17 protein-coding genes are annotated in these 21,637 nt (G+C 63.6%); 6 read left to right on the forward strand and 11 right to left on the reverse strand.

Annotated elements, in window-relative coordinates; genetic code table 11:
- Window position 1: 1 nt before the first annotated feature.
- The 3 genes from AB7C87_RS16270 to AB7C87_RS16280 all read right to left on the reverse strand — a co-directional run bounded on the left by AB7C87_RS16270 (window position 2) and on the right by AB7C87_RS16280 (window position 3,665).
- The gene (locus AB7C87_RS16270; protein ID WP_369730545.1) at window positions 2-1,096 is read right to left on the reverse strand and encodes an ABC transporter substrate-binding protein; all 1,095 of its coding nucleotides are present in this window, start codon (window positions 1,094-1,096) and stop codon (window positions 2-4) included.
- 147 nt (window positions 1,097-1,243) lie between these two features.
- Window positions 1,244-2,254 (reverse strand): NrpR regulatory domain-containing protein, encoded by a 1,011-nt coding sequence (locus AB7C87_RS16275; RefSeq protein WP_369730546.1) that lies wholly within the window; start codon window positions 2,252-2,254, stop codon window positions 1,244-1,246.
- A 7-nt stretch (window positions 2,255-2,261) separates the two neighbouring features.
- Window positions 2,262-3,665 (reverse strand): aspartate aminotransferase family protein, encoded by a 1,404-nt coding sequence (locus AB7C87_RS16280; protein ID WP_369730547.1) that lies wholly within the window; start codon window positions 3,663-3,665, stop codon window positions 2,262-2,264.
- A gap of 234 nt (window positions 3,666-3,899) precedes the next feature.
- Here AB7C87_RS16280 and AB7C87_RS16285 point away from each other — a divergent pair, with 234 nt between their 5' ends.
- Window positions 3,900-5,009: an arginase family protein gene (locus AB7C87_RS16285; RefSeq protein WP_369730548.1), complete on the forward strand. Its 1,110-nt coding sequence runs from the start codon at window positions 3,900-3,902 to the stop codon at window positions 5,007-5,009.
- 132 nt (window positions 5,010-5,141) lie between these two features.
- Window positions 5,142-6,158: a cell division protein CdpA domain-containing protein gene (locus AB7C87_RS16290; protein ID WP_369730549.1), complete on the forward strand. Its 1,017-nt coding sequence runs from the start codon at window positions 5,142-5,144 to the stop codon at window positions 6,156-6,158.
- An 18-nt stretch (window positions 6,159-6,176) separates the two neighbouring features.
- Here the strand turns inward: AB7C87_RS16290 and AB7C87_RS16295 are convergent, their stop codons facing one another.
- Window positions 6,177-6,674 carry a metal-dependent hydrolase gene (locus AB7C87_RS16295; protein WP_369730550.1) on the reverse strand — a complete coding sequence of 166 codons (498 nt, stop codon included), beginning with the start codon at window positions 6,672-6,674 and terminating at the stop codon, window positions 6,177-6,179.
- Between the two features lie 76 nt (window positions 6,675-6,750).
- On the reverse strand, window positions 6,751-7,272 hold the full coding sequence (locus tag AB7C87_RS16300; protein WP_369730551.1) for a CinA family protein: 522 nt from the start codon (window positions 7,270-7,272) through the stop codon (window positions 6,751-6,753).
- Window positions 7,273-7,385: 113 nt separating this feature from the next.
- Between AB7C87_RS16300 and AB7C87_RS16305 the strand changes: the two genes are divergently transcribed.
- The 4 genes from AB7C87_RS16305 (at window position 7,386) to AB7C87_RS16320 (ending at window position 13,546) form a co-directional block, all read left to right on the forward strand.
- The gene (locus AB7C87_RS16305) at window positions 7,386-8,735 is read left to right on the forward strand and encodes an outer membrane protein assembly factor BamB family protein (protein WP_369730552.1); all 1,350 of its coding nucleotides are present in this window, start codon (window positions 7,386-7,388) and stop codon (window positions 8,733-8,735) included.
- A 91-nt stretch (window positions 8,736-8,826) separates the two neighbouring features.
- The gene (locus AB7C87_RS16310; RefSeq protein ID WP_369730553.1) at window positions 8,827-9,927 is read left to right on the forward strand and encodes a pyridoxal phosphate-dependent aminotransferase; all 1,101 of its coding nucleotides are present in this window, start codon (window positions 8,827-8,829) and stop codon (window positions 9,925-9,927) included.
- Between the two features lie 684 nt (window positions 9,928-10,611).
- Window positions 10,612-11,775: an ArsA family ATPase gene (locus tag AB7C87_RS16315; protein ID WP_369730554.1), complete on the forward strand. Its 1,164-nt coding sequence runs from the start codon at window positions 10,612-10,614 to the stop codon at window positions 11,773-11,775.
- Between the two features lie 181 nt (window positions 11,776-11,956).
- Entirely contained in the window at window positions 11,957-13,546 is a 1,590-nt protein-coding gene (locus AB7C87_RS16320; RefSeq protein WP_369730555.1) for an MATE family efflux transporter, read from the forward strand.
- A gap of 113 nt (window positions 13,547-13,659) precedes the next feature.
- Here AB7C87_RS16320 and AB7C87_RS16325 read toward each other — a convergent pair whose 3' ends face one another.
- The 6 genes from AB7C87_RS16325 to AB7C87_RS16350 all read right to left on the reverse strand — a co-directional run bounded on the left by AB7C87_RS16325 (window position 13,660) and on the right by AB7C87_RS16350 (window position 21,474).
- Entirely contained in the window at window positions 13,660-14,232 is a 573-nt protein-coding gene (locus tag AB7C87_RS16325; protein ID WP_369730556.1) for a DUF8108 domain-containing protein, read from the reverse strand.
- A gap of 156 nt (window positions 14,233-14,388) precedes the next feature.
- The gene (locus tag AB7C87_RS16330) at window positions 14,389-15,309 is read right to left on the reverse strand and encodes an SDR family oxidoreductase (protein ID WP_369730719.1); all 921 of its coding nucleotides are present in this window, start codon (window positions 15,307-15,309) and stop codon (window positions 14,389-14,391) included.
- 645 nt (window positions 15,310-15,954) lie between these two features.
- Window positions 15,955-17,226: a Fe-S cluster assembly protein SufD gene (sufD, locus tag AB7C87_RS16335; RefSeq protein WP_369730557.1), complete on the reverse strand. Its 1,272-nt coding sequence runs from the start codon at window positions 17,224-17,226 to the stop codon at window positions 15,955-15,957.
- Between the two features lies 1 nt (window position 17,227).
- Window positions 17,228-18,658, reverse strand: coding sequence for a Fe-S cluster assembly protein SufB (gene sufB, locus AB7C87_RS16340; protein WP_369730558.1), 1,431 nt, complete (start codon window positions 18,656-18,658; stop codon window positions 17,228-17,230).
- Window positions 18,659-18,719: 61 nt separating this feature from the next.
- Entirely contained in the window at window positions 18,720-19,625 is a 906-nt protein-coding gene (locus AB7C87_RS16345; protein WP_369730559.1) for an ABC transporter ATP-binding protein, read from the reverse strand.
- A gap of 565 nt (window positions 19,626-20,190) precedes the next feature.
- Window positions 20,191-21,474, reverse strand: coding sequence for a right-handed parallel beta-helix repeat-containing protein (locus AB7C87_RS16350; protein ID WP_369730560.1), 1,284 nt, complete (start codon window positions 21,472-21,474; stop codon window positions 20,191-20,193).
- Window positions 21,475-21,637 lie beyond the last annotated feature (163 nt).

The raw sequence follows: 21,637 nt of genomic DNA on the forward strand, positions 1-21,637 counted from the left end.
CTTAGCCGATGATGAACTCCTCCCAGCGTTCACTCACCCAGTCTTCGTCCTCGACGTAGAGTTCGTACTTGGGTGAGATTGCGGCGTCCGGTCCGGGGCCGGCGATCTGTTCGTACAACTCGCCGTCGATCTCGGAGTACTGTTCTTCGACCGTCGGACTCGTATACAGACTTTCCGCGAGGAGGTCCTGTACCTCGGGCTGGCTCGCATAATCGATGAACTGCCGTGCCTCCTCTTTGACCTCCGAGGTCTCGAGTGTAACCCAGAGTCCGGAGTCGAGGATCGACCCCTCTTCGACGAAGTTCGACTGGACAGGCGCGCCGTCGTCTTGCATGACGAGCGTGATGTCACTGTAGAGCATCCCCGCCGGCACTTCGCCGTCCCGAAGTCGCTGTTGGAACTCCGCTTCGTTCTCGTACCAGAAGTTCGCCTGGTCGGTTACGCCCTCGAGTTCCTCGAAGACCTCCATCACGCCGTCGCGGTCGTCGAGGATCTCCTGGCCGCCGAAGTGTAACTCTGCAGTGACCTCGAGTAAAAACGAGTTCGAGGCGTAGCCCAGCAATCCGAGCGTATCCTCGTACTCCTCGTCCCACAAGGCCTCCCACGTGTCGACTGGCTCTTCGATGACGTCCGTGTTCTGGACGAGATTGATGTACCACGACAGCGCGCCGACGCTCGAGATTCCGCCGTCGGCCTCGCCGACGAGGTCGTCGCTGATGTACTCGACGTTGTCGAAGTCGTCGTCGTCCCAGATGTGCCACAGATCGGAGTTCAGACCCTGCATGACGCCGGTCTGAGCCATGATGGCGACGTCGACGGGCGCTTCCCCCGCCCCAACGGCGTTTTCGTACTGGGTAAGCGCCTCCTCGGAGGTCGGCTGTGCTTCCGATTCGACCTCGAAATCGACCTCCTCTTCGAACGGTGCGAACAGCTCTTCGTCCATTACGTCCTGAAACACGCCGCCGTAGACGGCAACCGTTAGCGTGTCGTCTTCGAGGACGCCCGTACACCCTGCGAGCCCGGCGAGCGTGACCGCGCTTGCACCCGTTGCCGCTCGCTCGAGAAATTTCCGTCGTCCGTGTGTTGGTCCCGGCATACTATTGCCACCGTATCACACTATCTACGTTTCCAATACATAAACCTTCTCACCGAATTTCAGAACTTGTTTATATATTAATCGTAGTGTCCGATTCGAGGATAGATTGGACTACAATTGGAAAGAAAATCTGAAATATTTCCACTCCTAATTACTTTCGGTGGATAGACTGGAACGAGACCGGAGTCCTCGAAGCGTTTCCCACTCGAGCGCCAGATCAGCCTCTACACATGCCGAGATGACGCATTCGGCGCCCCCGGCGTAGGTGAGCGAGCCAAACGCCCAGCCCGGGTCGCCCCACGGAAACGGCCCTGATTCGCGCGGCCGACGAACGTCCAGCGTCCCGCCCAGCCCGTCGCGAGTCCCGACCGCGAGCTCGCGTGCCGTCTCGTAGTGGGCGAGCGGGAATTCCCTATTGTCGGCGACCAGCAATCCGGTCTTCCCGTCGAGCGCGCTCGTGACGTCGGTCCGGCGGGCCTCGATCAACAGGGAGACCAGATCGAGCGTCGCTCGCTCGTCACCGATTACGTCCGTGTATCGTCGGATCGCGCCACCGTGGGCCGCGGGGTCCGGGTCCTCGTAGGGAACGTCGTCGGGGTCGGGATGGTACTCGACGACCCCGATCGTATCGGGGTAGCTCTCGATGCCGTGAGAGAGGAAGACGCCGTCGATCGTCACGCTCGAGGCGGCGGCCACCTCCAGGCAGTCGGCGCCGTCACGTTCGATGGGTTCGATTCCGACGGCGACCGGGCCGAACGGCGAGTCGTCGATCCGCTCGAGCACCGCCTCGAGTTCGTCCCGCTTCGCTCGGGGAACGGTGACGGTACCCGCGATAACGTCGCCGGTATCGGTCGCAGGATCGTAAGTGACGCGGCTCGTCAGGTCGGCGAGCGTCTCGCGAACCTGCTCGACGCGACCGCGGACGCCACCGCGGTCGAGTTCCGCACGCCCGTCGGACGTCAGTCGTCGCCCCTTTCCGCCAACCTTCTCGGTCAGCCCGGCCTCGTCCAGGTCGGCGAGCGTGAGTCGAACCGCTCGCTCGGTGATCGAGTAGCCCCGCTCCCGGAGATGTTCCGTGAGGTGGACGCTACCGATCGGTTCGTGTTCGGCCAAGAGCCGAAGCACGTCGTACGTCCGCCGGTCGGGATCGTTCGTCATCGCCCGACTAGTGTTGGGCGTCGGATAAATGCGTGGCGAGATCCGCGAACGCATCGACGTGGGCGTCGACGTCTTCGGCGGTGTGCTGGACGCTCACCGTCCACTGCTGAGACGCGTCGTGTGGGTGGGGGAGAACGCCCCTGTTTACCATTCCGATCCAGTAGGCTTCGTGGAACTCCTCGTCGACGTGCGTCCAGTCGCGGAAGGTGCGGATCGGCTCCTCGGTGAAGTGAACCATCCCCTGGGAGCCGACGGCTTTCACCTGGGCCTCGAGACCCGTCTCCTCGATGACCTCACGGTAGCCCGCCGCGAGCCGATCGTTGTGGTCGGCGAGGCGGTCGTAGACCTCGTCGGTCAGAATCTCGCGGAGGGTGACGCCGACGGCGCGGAGAGCAAGCGGATTGCCGTTGTACGTTCCGTAGTGTGCCGCGCCGGTCGCGACGCCCTCGTTCAGGTCGTCGGCGATCAGCGACATGATCTCGCGTCGGCCGCCGAACGCGCCGACCGGGTAGCCGCCGCCGATCGCCTTCGCGAGTGCGACGATGTCGGGCTGGACGCCGTAGTACTCCGCGCCGCCGCCGGGCGCAAGTTTGACGCCGGTTTTCACCTCGTCGAAGATCAACACGACGTTGTACTCGTCGGCGAGTTCGCGCAACCGCTCGAGGAAGCCGTTTTCCGGTTCGACGAGTCCGAGGTTGAGACAGGCCGGTTCGACCAGGATGGCGGCGACTTCCGATGCGCGTTCGCCTAACAGCCGTTCGACGCTTTCCGCGTCGTTGTACTGGGCGAGCAGGACGTCGTCGGGAACCGACGATGGCACGCCCTGGGATTCGCGAACCGGGCGCGGATCGTGTGCCGGACCGGCCTGCTCGAGCGGTGGCATCTTGCTCACGAGCGCCGGATCGTGGGCGCCGTGATAGGCGCCTTCCATCCGGATCACTTTTTCGCGACCGGTGTACGCACGCGCGAGGCGGGTCGCGTGCATCACGGCCTCCGTTCCGCTGTTCGTAAAGCGGACCTGTTCGATCGCCTCCCACCGATCGATCAACGGGGTGGCCGCGAACTCGAGCAGTTGACTCGGGCGCGTATAGAGCGTTCCTCGTTCGATCTGGTCGGTCGCGGCTTCCGTCAGTTTCGGGTGGGTGTGGCCGACGAGCTGGGTTCCGTTGTTGAGCGCGAAATCGAGGTACTCGTTGCCGTCGACGTCGTGGATCGTCGTTCCCGCCACACGCTCAGCGTGAAACGGATACGGCTCGTACGCCCGGTACGTACTGCAGACGCCGGCCGGAACGACCTCCCGCAGATCGTCAGCCATCTCTTTCGAGTTCGGCGTCCGCTCACGGTAACGTTCGTACTCGCGGGCGAGTAGTTCGTCGGGCGACGCGTCGGGGCTCGAGTTCCTCTCGGTCATCACGGAACCCGGAAGTGTACTTCCGGTTATTTCCTCCATCGAGGCGGATCCGTAAATAGTTAACCCAGGCTACCGAAGCCCGACACAGCCGAACGGCAGTTGTTCCTTCGAGTGTCCGATGCCGCTCACTTCGACGTTAATCGAGCGGTCCCCGGCGAAAAACAGGGCGGAACTGCGGAATAGTACTTCCGCAATCGGTACTGCTAACTCGTCGGTCGTTCCTGTTCACGGACGATGGAAGTGACCGCACTCTGGAACGAGCGGTTCCTCGAGCACGAACCGCCCGCGGGGGAAGGTGAGGCGCCGTGGACGGGACGGCTCGCCGTCGAACAGCCCCATCCGGATCGGCCCGACCGCCTCCGAAACGTCCGTCACATCCTCAGACACGAACTCGAAGAACGCGTCCGATGGCGCGACGCGCCGGAAGCGACGGACGAACAGCTTCACCGCGTTCACGACCCGTCTCACGTGGAGCAATTGCGGACGGTCTGTGCGACGGGTGGCGGCCGGATCACCGGCGGAACCGGCGCCAACGAGGCGACGTACGCGGCCGCCAGATACGCCGCTGGAGGCGCCGCCGCGGCCGCCGACCACGCGATAGAGCGCGGACTCGAGGACGTCCCGTACGCGGCCATCAGACCGAGCGGACACCACGCCCAGCCGGCACAGTTCGACGGCTTCTGTTTTTTCAACAACGTCGCGGTGGCGGCCGAACAGGCGCTTACCCACGCAGGTGTCGATCGGGTCGCGATCCTCGATTGGGACGTCCACCACGGCAACGGCACCCAGGAGATCTTCTTCGAGCGTGCGGACGTCTTGACGATCAGCCTTCACAACGACCACGTCTCGTGGAATCCAGAGGCCCATCCACAAACGGGCGACGCGGACGAACACGGCGAGGGTGACGGCGTCGGCTACAACGTGAACGTTCCGCTCCCGCCGGGAACCGGCAACGGCGGCTACGAGGTGGCGTTCGACCGCCTCGTCGAACCGATCGTCACGCAGTACGATCCCGACCTCCTGCTGGTCAGCGCCGGTGGCGATCCCGGAACGGTCGACCCGCTGGGACGAAACGTCGTGACGAAAGCCGGCTTCGAGATGCTCGGTCGACGAGCGCGCCGAATCGCCGAAGCGTCCGCGAACGGGCGACTCGCCCTGATCCAGGAGGGCGGCTACCACCCCAGCCACCTCGCGTACGCGACGCTCGGAACGATCGAGGGCGTCCTCGGTATCGATTCCGCCATCGACGATCCGTTCGTCTGGCTCGAGGGCGACACCGATTCCGCCGTCGCCACGATCGACGACGTCGTCGATCACTACGACGCGTGGTGGGGCCTCGAGTAGCCCAGGGTGAGGTCTCGAGTAGCCCGGAGTGACGGAGCGCAGAGACGCGCCAGAGGACCGCTCCTCATTCCTCTCTGTGAGTTGACCTGTGTCTGACGTACCGTTTTGTGGAGGGAGGTCGAATGACCCCGCATGACAAGCCTGACGGACGTCTACGAGGGGAACGCACGGGGGGTAACCACCCCCCGGCGGTTGTACGCGGGAACGGCGCTCGTCCTGGTCGGTGCGCTCCTGGCCGTCACCGCCGTACTCCTGGCGGCGACCGACCTCTTCGGAGGGTTCGTCGGCTCGCTCGGGTGGGAGATGGGCGAAACGTACGCGTCGGTTCGCATCGCCGGATTGCTCGCCGGGCTCGGGGTTCCCGTCGCGCTCGTCGGTGTGTTCGTCGTCCTCCCCGCGAGTCGGCGAGTTCGAGCGGCGACCGCGATCAGCGCGAGCCTCTGTCTGTTCGGCGTCGCGCTGTTCTGGCACGCTTACCCCTACCACTGGCGCGGTGTCGGCGACGACCTCACCCTGCAGGTCTCGGCCGTCTACCTGCTCGGGCTGTTCACCGCCCTCTGGTGTCTGTTCACCGCCGTCGTCAACTTCAAGACCCGAAACGACCCCGGCGGCATGCTCGAGATGAACGTCACCCGCCGGAACCAGACGATCGTCGAAATGACAGAGGAAGAGCAATCCTCCGGCGGGCTCGGCGGTATCGGATTCTTGGGCGGAACGCCCGACGGCGAGGTCGAGACGCAGACGAACGCCGACCCGTCCGGTTCGAACCGCACGGCCGACTCGAGTTCGGGAACCGGTGACGGCGGGTCCGTGCTCTCGTTCGACGAGGGATCGTCACAGTCGGCTCGCTCGAGTTCGTCTTCGTCGGGACGATCCGCTGGTAGCGGCGTCGCTACCCCGACCCCGACCAGCGACGGCGGATCGACGACCGCCGACCTCTCTTCTCCGATGGACGCCGGAGGCGACGACGCCGAAATCGTCGACGCCCCCGCCGAACCCGACCCCGATCCGACCGACCGCTACTGTGGGAACTGCCGACACTTCGAGTACGTTCGGTCCTCCTCGGGGATGGTCCCCTACTGCGGGCGCCACGAGCGTGCGATGGACGACATGGACGCCTGCGAGGAGTGGGTTCCGAACAAGCGATAGCCCGATTCGGATTCGTTTTTAGACTCCGAGCGCCTGGCGACCGGCCTCGAATCCCCACCGAGGCACGTCGAAGACGATCGCCGCGGCGACCACCAGTTCCGCACCGGTCACGAGCACCGTCACGATCGTCGCGTACCGGCTACTGACCGGAACGCCGGTCGGCAGATCGTACTCCGTGGACAGAAGCGGGTAAAACAGCGCGATACCGCGCCTGCTCCCGGCCATGTCGAGGACGTAGTGGGTCAAAACGCCGATCCAGACGTACTCGAGGTTGCCGAAGTAAAACGGAAAGGCGAAGAACCCGATCAGCAACGGCAGGTTGTGAAGCGTCTTCCGGTGTTTGCCAAAGGCCGTGTCGATGTCCGGTACCATCGCGCCGAGCGTGACCGGCACGGCGATCGCCACCATCGTCTCGAGCGTCGCCGGCACCGCCGACAGGTCCGTCGCCGGCTCGAGGATGTACCCCAACCCGATGCTCAACAACACGGCGTTGAGCACGTGTCCCTTCTTGTTCATCCACCCCCTACTCGTGAACCGACCGACGAATACCTTTCTCTCGAGAGTGTTCGTCGAGCGGGACGTTCGGGCCGGGCTATGCTCGCTCGCGCTCGTCTACCGCCGCGAGCAGATCCTCGAGCGCCTGATCGACCGTCCGTGCACGAACCTCCGCGCGGTCGCCGTCGAACTCGTAGCGGGTGGCGGTCGCGAACGAGGACTCGCTTCCCCAGGGGCCGGCGTAGGCGACGCCGATATAGACGATGCCGACGGGGTTTTCCTCGGTCCCGCCGGTTGGACCCGCGATTCCGGTCGTGGAGACGCCCCAGGTGACGTCGGCGACGTCGCGGACGCCGCGGGCCATCTCGCGGGCGACCGACGCGGAGACGGCGCCATGTTCGTCGAGCGACTCGCGGCTGACTCCGAGGAATCGTCGCTTCGCGCCGTAGGCGTAGGCCGTCACGCCCGAATCGAAGTAGTCGCTCGCGCCGGGGACGGCGGTGATCGCGGCGCCGACCAACCCGCCGGTACAGGACTCCGCGACTGCGAGGGTGGCGTCCGTCTCCCGCAACGCGTCGGCGACCGCCATCGGGCGCTCGCGATCGATCTGGTCGTTCATCGCCAAAGCGAACGGGCGCCACCGTTGTCAATGGTCGGAATCGGTGCTCTGTTCGAATTTCTATCGAGAAGACTCCGATTGGATTTTATACCATTCCGAGTGACGTCTACGTGATGAGACGACGGGGCTTCCTCGAGTCGATGACCGCCGCCGGCGTCGGGCTCACCGCTGGCTGTCTGGACGCGGATTCGATCGATGAGGATCTCGACGTCGGATTCTTCTTCGCGGACGGTCCGACGATCGCCTGGGAGCACGCCGGTTCCGAAGACGTGGTTGCACTCGAGACGACCCCCGATCGGACGGTCGTCGCGACCGAACGCCAACTGCTCGCGCTCTCGCGGGCAGACGGCGACCCCGCCTGGGGCCACGACCTCCGAGGGATTTCGGCGCTCGTCTCCGATGACTCACGGTGGTACGTCTACGGAAACGGCGGCGTCCTCGCCGTCGATCGCTCGAGTGGGGACGAACTGTGGCGCGTCGGGGGGAGCTACCAGCGGCTGTTTCGGGCCGACTCCGCGGTCGTCTGTTATCGATCGAACGGTCGCGAGACGATCGGATTCGACCCCGAAACGGGGGACAAGCGGTGGACGTGGGAGGGAACGATGGTCCACACGTACACGCCGGAGTTCGGGCTCGTTCCGGGGGACGGCTACCGCGGTTTCGACCTGAACCAGGGAACCGTCGAGTGGTCGTATCGAGACGGCGACCGACACGTGCCGGTCGACGTGACCGACGGCACCGTCGTTCTATCGGTGAGGCCTCTCGGAGCGGCGTCACGGTCGCTCGTCGCCCTCGACCGGGAGACCGGAACCGAGACGTGGCGGTTCGGCGACGTGGACGCGCGGAGCTGGGCCGGGGGCGTAATCGACGGGACGCTGTACGCGGCGGCGGCGCCCGAAAACGGATCGAAGCGACTGTCCGCGATCGACCTCGAGTCCGGCCGGGATCGGTGGACGGTCACGCTCGACGAGGCGTTCGATATCGGGACGACGAGCCCGGAAACCGTCGTCGGCGACACCGTCATCGTGAGCACGCCCTGGGGCCAGGGACTGCCCACCACCTGTGCGGTCGATCGGTCGACGGGCACGCTCGAGTGGACCAGGGAGGACCACGGCCTCGTGAGTGTGAGCGGCGACGAACTCGTCTTCACGAACGACGACGGAGAATTTCTCGGGATTCGGCCGGACGGGAGCCTCGCCTGGGAGGGAAACATGCGGGTCGTCCCGAGAGTCAGTAGCCCGGCCACCGGGGAACTCGTCTACACGCCGCCGGAGATCGTCACGTTCGAGGATGCCTTCGCCGCGGCGTTCGTCGGGACGAACGGCCTCGAGTTGTGGGGCGAAACGCGGGGACGGCGGCGCTGGCGACACCAGTTCGAGGGGACGATCGACGGACTGTTCGCCGGCGGCGACGACCTCTATACACTCGTCGACGGGACGCTGGTCTCGATCCCGGTCGATTGATCTCTCGTCGTCGCGACGGACGGTCGATCAGCGGAGCGCATCCTGATCTACAGACGGAAAGAACGACGTATCACCGGAGACAGTACTACACATGGAGTACGAGACGCCGCTTTTCTTCCGGGTGATGAAGTACGCCTCGAGTGCCGAGGGAGACGTGATCGATATGGTGAGTGGCAACCCCGACTGGGAGCCGCCCCAGGCGCTCCGTGACGGCCTTTCCGAGTACGCCGACCTCGATCCCGAGGCGTTTCAGTACCCGCCGAGCGACGGCTTACTCGAACTTCGCGAGGAGATCGCCGCCCGTCGCGGCGTCGAGACGGAGCAGGTCGTCGTGACCAACGGCGCCGGCGAGGCGAACTACCTCGCGATGGCGCGAGCGCTCGAGCGCGACCAGGGTGAGGAAGTGATCCTGACCGATCCGGTCTACCCCTACTATCCGGGGAAGACGACGATGCTCGGCGGAACCCAGCGATTCGTCGCGACCGACGAGCGAGGCCAACTCGATCCGTCGGACGTCCGCGCGGCGGCGAGCGAGGAGACGGCCGCGATCGTCGTGAACTCGCCGAACAACCCGACGGGCGCGGTCTACTCCGCAGAAACGATCCGCGAACTCGTCGCGATCGCCGAGGAGTACGACGCCCTGCTAATAAGCGACGAGGTGTACGACCACTTCGATCTCTCGGGGACATTCGAGAGCGCGCTCGCGGTCGATTCGGATCACCGGATCGTCACGAACGCCTTTTCGAAGTCGCTGGCGATCACCGGCTTCCGCGTCGGCTACGCGATTTTTCCGCCCGAACTGGTCGGAAACGCCAGGAGCCGACACATGCTGGTCAACGTCGCCGGCAGTCGTCCCTCCCAGTACGCCGTCCTGTACGCGCTCCGAGAGACCGATCCCGATTACTACGAACGAAACCGCAAACTGCTCCGCGAGCGGGTCGACGCGTTCACCGACGCCCTCGAGACCGCCGGCGCCGAATACACGACGCCGGAGGGATCGTTCTACGTGATGGCGCGCTTTGAGGACTACCCCGGGACGCTCGAGAACGTCTTCGAGTTGATCGACGATGCCGGCGTCGCCGGCATGCCGGGCGAGGCGTTCGGCGACTCGCGCGCGGAGTGGCTCCGGTTCGCACTCGTCACGCCGCGTGTCGAGGAGGCCGCCGAGCGGCTTTCGACGCGGTTCGCTTGATACGGATTGCTGTACGGTTTACCGGAAACCCCCTGTGGATCGTGGTTTCGCCGGCACTGATCGACAGCAGTCCGTATGACAGAAATCGATCGGCGGCGGCCAGGCGATTCGCGGCGTGTGCCCAGTCGACTCTCGAGCGAGCGTCTCGAGCTATCTGAGCGATCCGGTCCAGCAACAGTCAGTACAAGCGAACAGTCCCGCGCCGTTTACCGTGGGTTCGCCACAGACTGGACACTCCATCGTCCCTGTCGTCCCCGCGGGGTAGTTCTCGTCGTCCGACCGGAGGACTCGCCGAGCGGTCGGTGTGGGGAGCGAAACGCCGGTAGTGGACGTTTCGTACGGGAACGGTTCGGTGGCACCTCGGTCGGCCAGTGTGGTCTTCTCGAGCGTCGATTCCGGGGCCGTTTTTCGAGTAGTCTGTAGTGACATTGTGGTGGGGTGTGATGTGGTAATCCGACGTTCAACGACGACTAGATCGGATCTCTCTACCGACCGAACGTCGATCTCGTATTTAATGATGTGGCTTAAACGATAATATGGCGATCGAATATATAATGGTGTTAAATGATGTCTGGAGTGACGGTGATTCGAACGCCCTCGAGTGGCTAGAGGGGTATACCGGGGGTGACCCTCGAGCCCGACCCGGACCGACGAATACACGTGTTGGGACGAGGTATCACGACCATGAGCGGAATCGACGTCGAACCGGTCGAGGAACGAGCGGACGAGGACGGCGGTGCACACACCATCGAGGTCACCCCGACTGACGACGTCGGCTCCGTCGACGACCGCGAGACGATCGAGGTCGAACCGTCCGACGACCCCCTCGAGGGACCGGAGTATATCCTCTACGGCGGGAAAGGCGGAGTCGGGAAGACGACGATGGCCGCGGCGACGGCCCTCGACAGCGCTCGTGGCGGCACTTCGACGCTCGTCGTCTCGACGGACCCGGCTCACTCGCTTTCCGATACGTTCGAGACCGACGTTCCTCCAGAGCCTGGTCGCATTCGGGAGGACGTCCCCCTCTACGGCGTCGAGATCGATCCCGAGGCGGCGATCGAAAGCGGGAAGGCGGCGTTCGGCGGGGCCGGGGGCGGTGAGGTCGGGGGCGGCGGGGGTCCCGAGATGCCCGGCGACATCGGCGGTCTGGGCGAGATGTTCGGCGAAGGAAACCCGATGGACGCCCTCTTCGGCGGTGCGATGCCCGGCGCCGACGAGGCGGCGGCGATGCAACTGCTTCTCGAGTACCTCGACGATCCCCGGTTCGAGCGGGTCGTCGTCGACACGGCACCGACGGGCCACACGCTCCGACTGCTTCAGTTGCCCGAACTCATGGACACGATGACGGGTCGTCTCCTCCAGTTTCGCCAACGGATCGGGGGAATGTTCGAGAACGTCAAGGGAATGTTCGGCGGCGAGGAGGTTCCCGACGAGGGTGGCCTCGAGGACCTGGAGGTGCTTCGCGAGCGAATCGAACGACTTCGAGCCGCACTCCAGGATCCGTCGCGGACGGATTTCCGGATCGTGATGGTCCCCGAGGAGATGAGCGTCCTCGAGTCCAAGCGACTCCGCACGCGCCTCGACGAGTTCGACATCCCGGTCGGTACCCTCGTCGTCAACCGCGTCATGGAACCGCTCTCGGACGTCACTGACGACGTCGAGGGAGAGTTCCTCCAGCCGAATCTCGACGACTGTGCGTTCTGTCAGCGACGGTGGGACGTCCAGCAATCGGCGCTCTCCGAAGCACAGGAGCTGTTCCGAGGAACTGTGGTCAAGCGCGTCCCGCTGTTCGCAGACGAGGTTCGTGGCAAAGGGATGCTCGAAGTCGTCGCCGCCTGTCTCCGGTAGCAGACGGAGCTATCGTTTCGAAAGGATTTTCTCGAGCGTGACTGACTATTCAGTCAGTGATTGCGGTTCCCGTCTTCGACCGGCCCACGACCGCCGAGCGAATTTCGTGTAGACTCTGTGCACTCGACGACTGCGAGCAACCGCGGTCGAACAGTGACGGATTCCTCGGCGACGCATACGCATGAGTTCCGACGATCCCACCTCCAACCCCGACGACGACTCCGACTCGAGCGACGGGTCCGAACGCACTGCGACGGGGGAGGGGGCGGACGGAGACGCGGACTCCGAGTTCGACGATTCGACCGAGTCGATCACCGAGGGGAGTCTCGTTCGGCCGCTGTTTCACCTCGCATGGCCGATCGTCGTAATTCAGCTGTTACAGGTCACCTACAACGTCGTCGACACGCTCTATCTCGGACGGCTCTCCGCGGACGCCGTCGGCGCGATCAGCCTCGCGTTCCCGCTCGTCTTCCTGTTGATCGCGATCGCCGGCGGCTTTACGACCGCGGGGGCGATCCTCGTCGCACAGTACATGGGCGCCGAGGGGGATCGATCAGCCGGACTAGTCGCCGGACAGACGGTCTCGTTCGTCGGATTGCTGTCGGTCGTGATCGCGATCGGCGGCTACTTTTATACCCGTCCTGCCCTCGAGATCCTGCCCAGCGACCCCGAGACGTCCGCGGCGGTCATTCCGCTGGCGGCCGACTACATGGAGATTTTCTTCCTCGGAATTCCGCTTATGTTCGGCTTCTTCGTCTTCTCCGCGTTGATGCGAGGCTACGGCGATACGCGGACGCCGATGCTGGTGATGGTCGTCTCCGTGATCGTCAACGTCGTCCTCGATCCGTTCTTGATCTTCGGCTTCCAGGACAACCCACTGTTCGGCTGGCTCGGCCTCCGAGCGCTCGAGGAGGCGCTGTTCTCGGCGACCGGCTTTACCGGCTGGGGGATCGAGGGGGCGGCGGTCGCAACGATCGTCTCGCGCGGCGTCGGGACCGGGATCGGGCTGTGGCTGCTGTTCGGGACGGCCGTCGGACCGACCACCCAGCTCGCCCACCTCAAGCCCGACTTCGAGTTCATCGAGGACATCGTTCGGCTGGGAACGCCGAGCATGATCGAACAGAGCACGAGCGCACTAGCGATGATCGCCTTGACCGCGATGGTCGTGACGTTCTCGCCGCCGGTCGTTGCGGCCTACGGTCTCGGCAACCGGCTCATCTCGCTCGTCTTCCTCCCGGCGATGGGGTTAGGCCGGGCGATCGACACGATGGTCGGACAGAACCTCGGTGCGGGCCGGGCCGATCGGGCGGCCAAATCGGCCTGGCTCGCCGCCTCGACCGGCGCTGGCGTCATGTTCGTCGTCGCAGTCGTCGCCGTGACGTTCACCGAACCGATCGTCGGCGTGTTTCTGGGGGACGTCCCCGACGCCCCGGCGACGATCGCCTACGGCGTCGAGTACGTTCGGATTCGCTCGGTCGAGTTCGCCTTCATCGGCGTCTCACAGGTGATGCTCGGGGCTTTCCGCGGCGCCGGTAACACGAAGATCGCGATGACGATCTCCGTGGTCACCCTGTGGGTTGGCCGCGTCGGAACCGTCTTCGTCCTCGTGTTCGGCCTCGGCTGGGGCGAGACCGGTATCTGGACCGGCATGGCCGTCGGGAACGTCCTTGGTGCGATCGTCGGCGTCGCCTGGTTCACTCGAGGAACGTGGAAGAGCACCTATATCGACGAATCGGACGCCGAACCAGTTGCGGAGGAACCGGCAGACTGAACTCGAAACCGAGGTTGTGACGCCACACTCGAGACACAAACGGTTCGGTGTACCGAGCTGGCGCGGGACCTGCGACCAGTTGGTTGGATGGGTGGAGGTGGGGAAAAAGGGGCTCACTCGCGCTCGAGGGATCGCTCTCGAGCGGGTGTGGGTTCGTCGCGTTCGCCGGCTTCGGCCGTTCCGAGGCGTTCGCCGGTTTTGGGTCGTTCCCCGAGAAACTCCTCGGTCGCACACTCGAGACAGTAGTGGTTGTAGCCGACGTCGGTCGTGTAGACGGGGACGCCAGCGATCGCGTACTCCTCACGGTACCGTCTGAGGAGGCCTTCCTCGATCCGACAGCCACAGGACACACAGCGTTCGGCACACTCCTCGTCCGCGCGGATGACGCGCTGATCGACGCTGTGGACTCGTCCGAACTTCGTTGGCGCGTGACGACGGTTCAGGCGACGGCGCATCCGCGGGTTGACGAACGCGCCGAGGGCGACGAAGACGAAGGCGACGATTAGCATCATCGTCGCGGCCACGGCCGTCGCACCTGAAAGGGCGAGTCCGCCGAAAATCAGGTTCAAGACGGCACTACCGGCGAGCAGGACGCCGAACCCGATCGAGGCCCACCCCGCAATACCGTAGAGCAGTGCCGAAACGTCGTCGGCGAGTTCGACGACGCCCGGTGTCGACTCTGACATGGACGGAGGTACCGCCGTCGAGAACAAATATTTTCCCACACTGACGTGATCGTCGACTCGAGCCGTTCCGGATTCGGACCAGTTTGGCGTCGACCGCGCCAGTTCGACCACCCAGCGCACTCGTAACGACGATTCCGCGGGACTCTCCCGAGCGAATTAGCTCAGCTTCCGGAGCAACGCGTATCCCGCATCGCGCAAGCTGTCCGGGAGATACCGGGCGTAGACGCCGAACTGACCCAGGGGGCCGACGGGATAGCGCGCCGGCGGTTCGGGGTGGGTCCCCGCCTCGAGGATCGCTCGCGCGACGTCTTCGGGCTGGGAGGCGAACGGTCCCCCGCTTCCGCCGCCGATCAGTTGCATGTCGTCGTACAGTTCGTACAGCGACTCGTAGGCCGGCGTCCGACCGGTCTCGGGGAGTTCGTCGTCGACCCGGTCCGAAAAGTTCGTCTCGACCGGACCTGGCTCGATCACGACGACGTCGATGCCGAACTCCTCGACTTCCGCCCGGAGCGAGTCGCTCATCGCCTCGAGTGCGTGTTTCGACCCCGAGTAGGCGCCCGATCCCGGGAACGAAACCCGCCCGGTGACGCTCGAGACGTTGACGATCCGTCCGTCACCCTGTGCGCGCATGTGCGCAAGCGCGGCGCGAGTGAGCCGGTGGGGGCCGTAGACGTTGACGTCGAACTGTCGGTGGAGGTCGGCCATCGTCACGTCCTCGATCGGCCCCATCTGCGCGTAGCCGGCGTTGTTGACGAGACAATCGATCGCGCCGCCGATCTCGACGGCTTGCTCGACGACGTCTATGACCTGATCGTGGTCGGTAACGTCGAGTTCGAGCGTCGTACACCCCTCCTCCTCGAGGTCCTCGATGTCCGCGACGTTCCGCGCTGTCGCGATTACCTGCCACTCCTCCTCGAGGAAGGTACGCGCAGTCGCGCGGCCGATGCCAGACGAACAGCCGGTGATCAACACGCAGTCCTTTCGAACGTACCGGTCGTCCGAGGGGGGCGTACGCGCCGTAGAGTAGCCGTCGCGCGAGTCGGATTCTGCGTCGTCCTCGCCGGGGCTGTCCCCGATTTCGTCGGATTCGGCGGCGCTCCCGTCGAGGCTGTCCTCGCTCCCGACCGATTCGTTCTCGCGTTCGTCAGCTTCGGCGTCTCGCCCAGCGGATTCGGTGTTGGGCGCGTCCGATTCGGCGTCGCTCGAGCCAGATTCGGGTGCGTCCCCCGCGGACTCGTCCGCAGAGGCGGACTCCGACTCGGTATCCGCTTTCGATTCCGACTCCTCGGTTCGATCGCTCTCGCCGGATTCCGACCGTTCGGCCCCATCGGACTCGCTTTCGGGTGCGCGTTCCGGCTCGTCACCGACCGAATCATCGGCCCCGTCGTCGGCCCGACCGTCGGCACCGTCGGCGTCGTCAGCGCTGGTCATACCTGATGCGTTCGTGAGACGATACCTAAGTATCGACGGTTTGTCGCGCTGAACGGACAGTCAGGAACGGTCACTCACACGGCCCTCGAGTCTCTCCCCCGTTCGGTCGATGAGCGGTTTCGTAAATTCGATTGCCTGATCGCTACGTTACTGAACCTGATCCTCCCGCTGATCGCGACGGCGAAGGCTATCTTCGGTGGAACGTGGGTGTATCCGCTCACACCAGATTTCCTCGTGTGGATCGAATCGTACGTAGAACGATAACAGAAGATAACCGGACCGGGAAGGCCGCTACTCTCGGTGTCGGAGTCGCGCGGCGACCAGCTCCTCGAGATCCTCCCGGAGTTCGTCGACGTCGACCTCTTCTAAGACGGGGACGAAAAAGCCCTCGACGAGCATGTTGCGCGCGTCTTGCGGCGAGACGCCTCGAGAGGTCATGTAGAACAGGTCTTCGTCGTCGATCTGACCGACCGTCGCCGAGTGGCTTGCCTCGGTGTCGTGGTTGTTGATGATCAGCTTCGGCGAGGCGTCAGCCTCGCTCTCGTCGGAGAGCATCAGCGTGTTCTCGCGCTGGTAGGAGCTGGTGTCCCAGGCGTCGCGGCCGACGTCCTGGACGCCCTCGTAGACCGAGCGAGCGACGTCGTCGGTGACGCCTCGGGTGACGAGATCGGCCGTCGTGTGCTCGGCGCGGTGCCAGACCTTCACGTCGAGGTCGAAGTGCTGGTCTTCGTGGCCGTAGAAGGCGCCGACGATCTGACTCTCGGAGCTGTCGCCGGTAAGTTCGGTCGACACTTCGGTCTTCGTCAGTTGCGTGCCGAAGTTCCCCTCGATCCAGTCGATCGTCGCGTAGGTATCCGTGACGCCGCGTTTGACGGTGAAGTTGTAGGCGTCCTCCGAGAGGTTCTGGAGACTGCCGTACTGGACGTAGCTGTTTTCGCCCGCGGCGATCTCGACGATCCCGCTGTAGTACGGCTCGTCCCCTGCTCGCGGCTCATCGCCACTGGCACTGTTCGAGGCGCTCCCCGCCTCGGGGCTCTCACCAGTGGACTGGCGCTCTAAGATCGTCACCGAACTCGACTCCTCGGTGACGACGAGCGTGTAGTTGAACAGCGACCGGGAGTTCTGTTCGGTTCGGATCGTCACGTCTTCGGCATCGACGCCCTCGGGGACGTAGACGACGGTCCCGGTGCTAAACAGCGCCGTCGAGAGCGCGGTCAGATAGTTCTCCTGTGGGTCGACGATGGAGCCGAAGTGTTCTCGGACGAGGTCCTCGTGTTCGTCCAGCGCCTCGTCCCACGGGAGCACGTCGACTTCGTCGGGGCCGACCTGATCCTTGTTTTCGGCGGCGTTCAGCGGATCCACGAGCGACTCGAAGTCGAGTTCGTGGAGATTCGTCCAGTCCCGACCCGGCGTCCGGATAACGTCGGGCATCCCGAGGTCGGATAGCGCCTCGAGTGCCTCGAGACGCGTCTCGACGAGCCACTCGGGCTCGTCGAGGTTTCCACTGATCTCGCGTACCTGTTCTTCCGTCAGATTGGCGTGTACCTGTGTACCTGCGCTCATATTATCCGAGACTCCCCTCCATCTCGAGTTCGATGAGGCGATTGAGTTCGACCGCGTACTCGATTGGCAGTTCCTCCGTGATCGGCTCGATGAAGCCGGCGACGATCATCTTCTTGGCGTCGTCGTCGTCCAGGCCGCGGCTCTGGAGGTAGAAGATGTCCTCGTCGCCGATCTTGCCGACGGTAGCCTCGTGGGCGACGTCGACTTTCGACTCTTCGATCTCCATGTACGGCATGGTGTCGGAGGTGGACTCGTTGTCGAACATCAGTGCGTCACACTCGACGGCGGTCGAAGAGTTCTCGGCGCCGTCGGCGATGTGGACGAGACCGCGGTAGTTGGTGCGGCCGCCGTCTTTGGAGATCGACTTGGATTCGATGGTCGAACTCGTCTCGGGCGCGTTGTGGTAGACCTTCGCGCCGGTGTCGATGTTCTGGCCCTCGCCCGCGAAGGCGATGGTGATGTGGGTGTCCGTCGCGCCGCGGCCCTTGAGGATCGTACACGGGTAGAGCATGGTCGCCTTCGAGCCCATCGAGCCCGAGACCCACTCCATGGTACCGTTGGCTTCGACGATGGCGCGCTTGGTGTTCAGGTTGAACGTGTTCTTCGACCAGTTCTGTACGGTCGAGTACTGAACGTGTGCGTCGTCGTCGACGAAGACCTCGACACAGCCCGAGTGAAGGTTATGCGAACCGTACTTCGGTGCGGAACAGCCCTCGATGTAGTGGACTTCCGAGCCCTCCTCGGCGACGATGAGCGTGTGCTCGAACTGGCCCATCCCTTCGGAGTTCATTCGGAAGTACGCCTGGACTGGCATCTCGACGGTGACGTCTTCGGGAACGTAGACGAACGATCCACCGGACCAGACGGCACCGTGGAGTGCGGCGAACTTGTTGTCGCTCGGTGGCACGCAGGTCGTCATGAAGTACTCCTTGACGAGCTCTGGGTGCTCTTTGACCGCGCGGTCCATGTTCATGAAGACTACGCCCTTTTCCTCCCACTGCTCTTGCATGTTCTGGTAGACGACCTCGGACTCGTACTGGGCACCGACGCCCGAGAGGGCGTTCTTCTCGGCTTCCGGAATGCCCAGTTTGTCGAAGGTGTCTTTGATCTCGTCGGGGAGTTCCGTCCAGTCGTCGACGCCTTCACGCTTGTCGACGTCCGGGCGGATGTAGGGGACGATCTCTTCGATATCGAGTTCGGTGAGATCCGGCTGGCCGGGCCAGTCCGTTGGCATCGGCATGTTGTGGTACTGCTTGAGCGCGCGGAGGCGTCGCTCGAGCATCCAGTCGGGTTCGTCCTTGTCCTCGGAGATCATGCGGATGACCTCCTCGGTCAGGCCCTTCTCGGATTTCACCGCGGCGTTCTGTTCTTTCTTGAACTCGAACCGGGCTTCGGTGTCGGTCTCTTTGAGGTGATCTTGTTCGGAACTCATAATGTGATTGTGTATGTGGTTACGGCTGTAGGGTTATTACCGTTGTTCTAGCTGAATTTGGTTACGCCGTGCCGTAGACCTCTTCGCGGACCCAGTCGTAGCCCTTGTCCTCGAGTTCCTCGGCGAGCTCGGCGCCGCCGCTTTTGGCGATCTGACCGTCGAGCATCACGTGGACGTGATCGGGTTCGACGTAGTCGAGGATGCGCTGGTAGTGGGTGATCTGGAGGATGCCGGTGCCTTGCTCGTCGCGAAGGGCGTTGATGCCGTTCGAGACGTCCTGGAGTCGGTCGATGTCGAGTCCCGAGTCGATCTCGTCGAGTACGGCCACGGAAGGCTCGAGGATGGCGGCCTGGAGCACTTCGTTCTGTTTTTTCTCCCCGCCGGAGAAGCCCGCATTGAGGTAGCGCCGGGCGAACTTCTCGTCCATGTCCAGTTGCTCCATCTTCTCCTGGAGGATCTCCTGGAACTCGGCGACACCGACTTCGCCGTCGTCCGCGGGACCTTCCATCGGCGAGGTCTCGAAGCCAGCGTCTTCCTCTTCTTCCTCTTCACCCTCGTCCTCGAAGAGTTCCTCGCGCTCTTCGATCTTGGCGTTGAGCGCCGTCCGAAGGAAGTTCGTCATCGTCACGCCCTCGATCTCGGCGGGATACTGGAACCCGAGGAAAACGCCGAGTGCGGCACGCTCGTTTGGCTCGAGATCCAGCAGGTTCCAGGTCCGTTGATCCTCGTCGATCTCGATCTCGTCACCGAACTCGTCGTCCTCGAGGTGAACCAGAACCGCCCCGTCGGTGACCTCGTAGGCGGGGTGTCCGGCGATGACCTTCGCGGTCGTCGACTTGCCGGAGCCGTTCGGCCCCATCAGGGCGTGGATCTCGCCCGATTCGACCTCGAGGTCGACGCCCTCGAGAATCTTCTCGTCGCCCTCCGCTACTTCCGCGTGCAGGTTGCGTAGTTCGAGACGTGCCATAGTACTCTGTCGTATGAACGGTGGGTCGTCCGACTCATAACGGTTTCGTATCCAATTGGATACGGTTTTGAATGAGGAATGTTGGTTCGATGCCAAGGATTTAAAATTGTTTAATTAGAAATAATATTTTCCATATGGAGAAAGATTTGGGGGTCGATCGCCACCATACCCCTCACAGTTACGCCGGCGCCTCGAACGAATCGAGTCCCTACAGTAGCCACTGCAGGTCTTGTACACCTGCTTGCCAGACGAAAAGCGCGGTTCGAGCGCGGTTCGGAGCGTGCGCGGTTCGGAGCGAGTGAAACGAGCGAGAACCGCGGAACGGCGAGCGGGGAACGAACGTGACCCGTGAGCGAGTGAAACGAGCGAGAACCGCGGAACGGCGAACGGGGAACGAATGTGACCCGTGAGCGAACGAAGTCGTTCGAACGACCGCTGGTCGTTCGTGATGACGAAAATCTTCGATTTTCGAACCATGAGCGAGAACCGCGGAATAGCGAGCGGGGAACCCAGTGACCCGTGAGCTCGGCGACCAGTGTGTAACCGTTTCAATTGTTACTAGAGCTCAGTCGTTTCGGGACGTCGTGTTTGTTACGGTCGACTCCGAATTCGTCGTCTCGATCGCCTCGCGGGCGGCACCGACGACGGTGTTGTCGACGATCGTCGTCGGTCCACTGCCATCACGTTCGTGGACTCCGTACGCCGTTTCGGATCGACAATGGATTCGGTTCCCGGTGATCCTCACGTCCCGGCTGAACCAGTCCCCGTCACCGCGAACGATGATTTCGGCCGTCGTGTCCTCGTCGGCGTTGTTGTGAATCAGCCGGTTCGACTCGAGGTCGACGTCGCGTGCCCGCCGGACGTTCACTCCTGCCCGGCCGTTGTCCCGAATCTCGTTGTCGACGACGCCGATCGATTCGCTCGTCGTTCCGCCCGCACCGAGTCTGATACCGTACCGATCGTTGGCAGAAACCTGGTTCCGTTCGACCGTTACGTCGTCGAACTCGTTTTGGACGACGATTCCGGTCCCGCCGTTTCGCGAGGCGTCGTTTCCGGTGACCGTCACCGTCGACCCGGGTTCGTTCGTCAGGTTGATCCCGTGTCGGTCGTTCTCGAGAGAGGTGTTGTTCTCGACGAGTCCGTCGACGACGCCAGCGACGGTGATTCCGTCGAGCCCGTTGTACATCGTCACGCACTCGGTAATGTGAATCCCCCGTGGCGGGATCGCCCCTGTCGGGTGGGGATCGATTCCGTAGCCGGGAAAGTGATGGCAGTAAAGCCGAGCGATCCGGACGTTCCGTGCGCCGTCGACGTAGACGCCGTACTCCTGGCCCCTGTTCGTTTCGCCGAGCGTCACGTGTTCTCGATTCCCGTCGAGTTCGAGATCGGTGACCGCGACGTTGTTCCCTTCGATGCGGACGAGCCCCGACGTATCCATCGACACTTCGTCCGCGAAACGAAGCGTCGTCTCAGTGGAGTGACAGCCACAGAGCCACGTGTTGGCCGGAACAGCGACGTTGTCGTCGATACCGTCCATCGTCCCCTCCTCGATTCGAACGACACCGGGCCGGTCACCGAGTTCCGACAGTGCCTCGACGAGCCCATCGTAGCCATCCGACGGGTCGACGACCTCGAGATCGTACTCGCTCACCTCACCGCACCCGCCGGTCTCGAGGGAATCGACGTCGAGATCCGAGTCGGACGCGTCCATTTCCGACACGTCAGATCGACCGCCCGCCGCCCGAAGCCAGTCGCCGACGCGCCCCCCGTATCGAACGCCCCCGAGACCGACCGCGGCCAGCCCAATACTCCACGCGAGCACTCGTCGGCGACTAGCATCGCTTCCCATGGTCGGCCGGTCTCCCGTCTGTATAATGAAGATACCGCTAGCAATCGCTATCGGCCGTTCCGAGGTGATCGCTTCCCCCTGGAGATATTTCGACCATCCACCAATATTAATCATACGTTATATTTCTAGAAGAAAATTTTAAATGTAATCCATTAGTTGTCGT

It is taken from the genome of Natrarchaeobius versutus, from assembly GCF_041205745.1.
Lineage (GTDB): Archaea > Halobacteriota > Halobacteria > Halobacteriales > Natrialbaceae > Natrarchaeobius > Natrarchaeobius versutus.

Coding starts and splice junctions, on each gene's coding strand:
- AB7C87_RS16270 (WP_369730545.1), bottom strand. CDS start 1,096: ATGCCGGGACCAACACACGGACGACGGAAATTTCTCGAGCGAGCGGCA.
- AB7C87_RS16275 (WP_369730546.1), bottom strand. CDS start 2,254: ATGACGAACGATCCCGACCGGCGGACGTACGACGTGCTTCGGCTCTTG.
- AB7C87_RS16280 (WP_369730547.1), bottom strand. CDS start 3,665: ATGACCGAGAGGAACTCGAGCCCCGACGCGTCGCCCGACGAACTACTC.
- AB7C87_RS16285 (WP_369730548.1), top strand. CDS start 3,900: ATGGAAGTGACCGCACTCTGGAACGAGCGGTTCCTCGAGCACGAACCG.
- AB7C87_RS16290 (WP_369730549.1), top strand. CDS start 5,142: ATGACAAGCCTGACGGACGTCTACGAGGGGAACGCACGGGGGGTAACC.
- AB7C87_RS16295 (WP_369730550.1), bottom strand. CDS start 6,674: ATGAACAAGAAGGGACACGTGCTCAACGCCGTGTTGTTGAGCATCGGG.
- AB7C87_RS16300 (WP_369730551.1), bottom strand. CDS start 7,272: ATGAACGACCAGATCGATCGCGAGCGCCCGATGGCGGTCGCCGACGCG.
- AB7C87_RS16305 (WP_369730552.1), top strand. CDS start 7,386: ATGAGACGACGGGGCTTCCTCGAGTCGATGACCGCCGCCGGCGTCGGG.
- AB7C87_RS16310 (WP_369730553.1), top strand. CDS start 8,827: ATGGAGTACGAGACGCCGCTTTTCTTCCGGGTGATGAAGTACGCCTCG.
- AB7C87_RS16315 (WP_369730554.1), top strand. CDS start 10,612: ATGAGCGGAATCGACGTCGAACCGGTCGAGGAACGAGCGGACGAGGAC.
- AB7C87_RS16320 (WP_369730555.1), top strand. CDS start 11,957: ATGAGTTCCGACGATCCCACCTCCAACCCCGACGACGACTCCGACTCG.
- AB7C87_RS16325 (WP_369730556.1), bottom strand. CDS start 14,232: ATGTCAGAGTCGACACCGGGCGTCGTCGAACTCGCCGACGACGTTTCG.
- sufD (WP_369730557.1), bottom strand. CDS start 17,226: ATGAGCGCAGGTACACAGGTACACGCCAATCTGACGGAAGAACAGGTA.
- sufB (WP_369730558.1), bottom strand. CDS start 18,658: ATGAGTTCCGAACAAGATCACCTCAAAGAGACCGACACCGAAGCCCGG.
- AB7C87_RS16345 (WP_369730559.1), bottom strand. CDS start 19,625: ATGGCACGTCTCGAACTACGCAACCTGCACGCGGAAGTAGCGGAGGGC.
- AB7C87_RS16350 (WP_369730560.1), bottom strand. CDS start 21,474: ATGGGAAGCGATGCTAGTCGCCGACGAGTGCTCGCGTGGAGTATTGGG.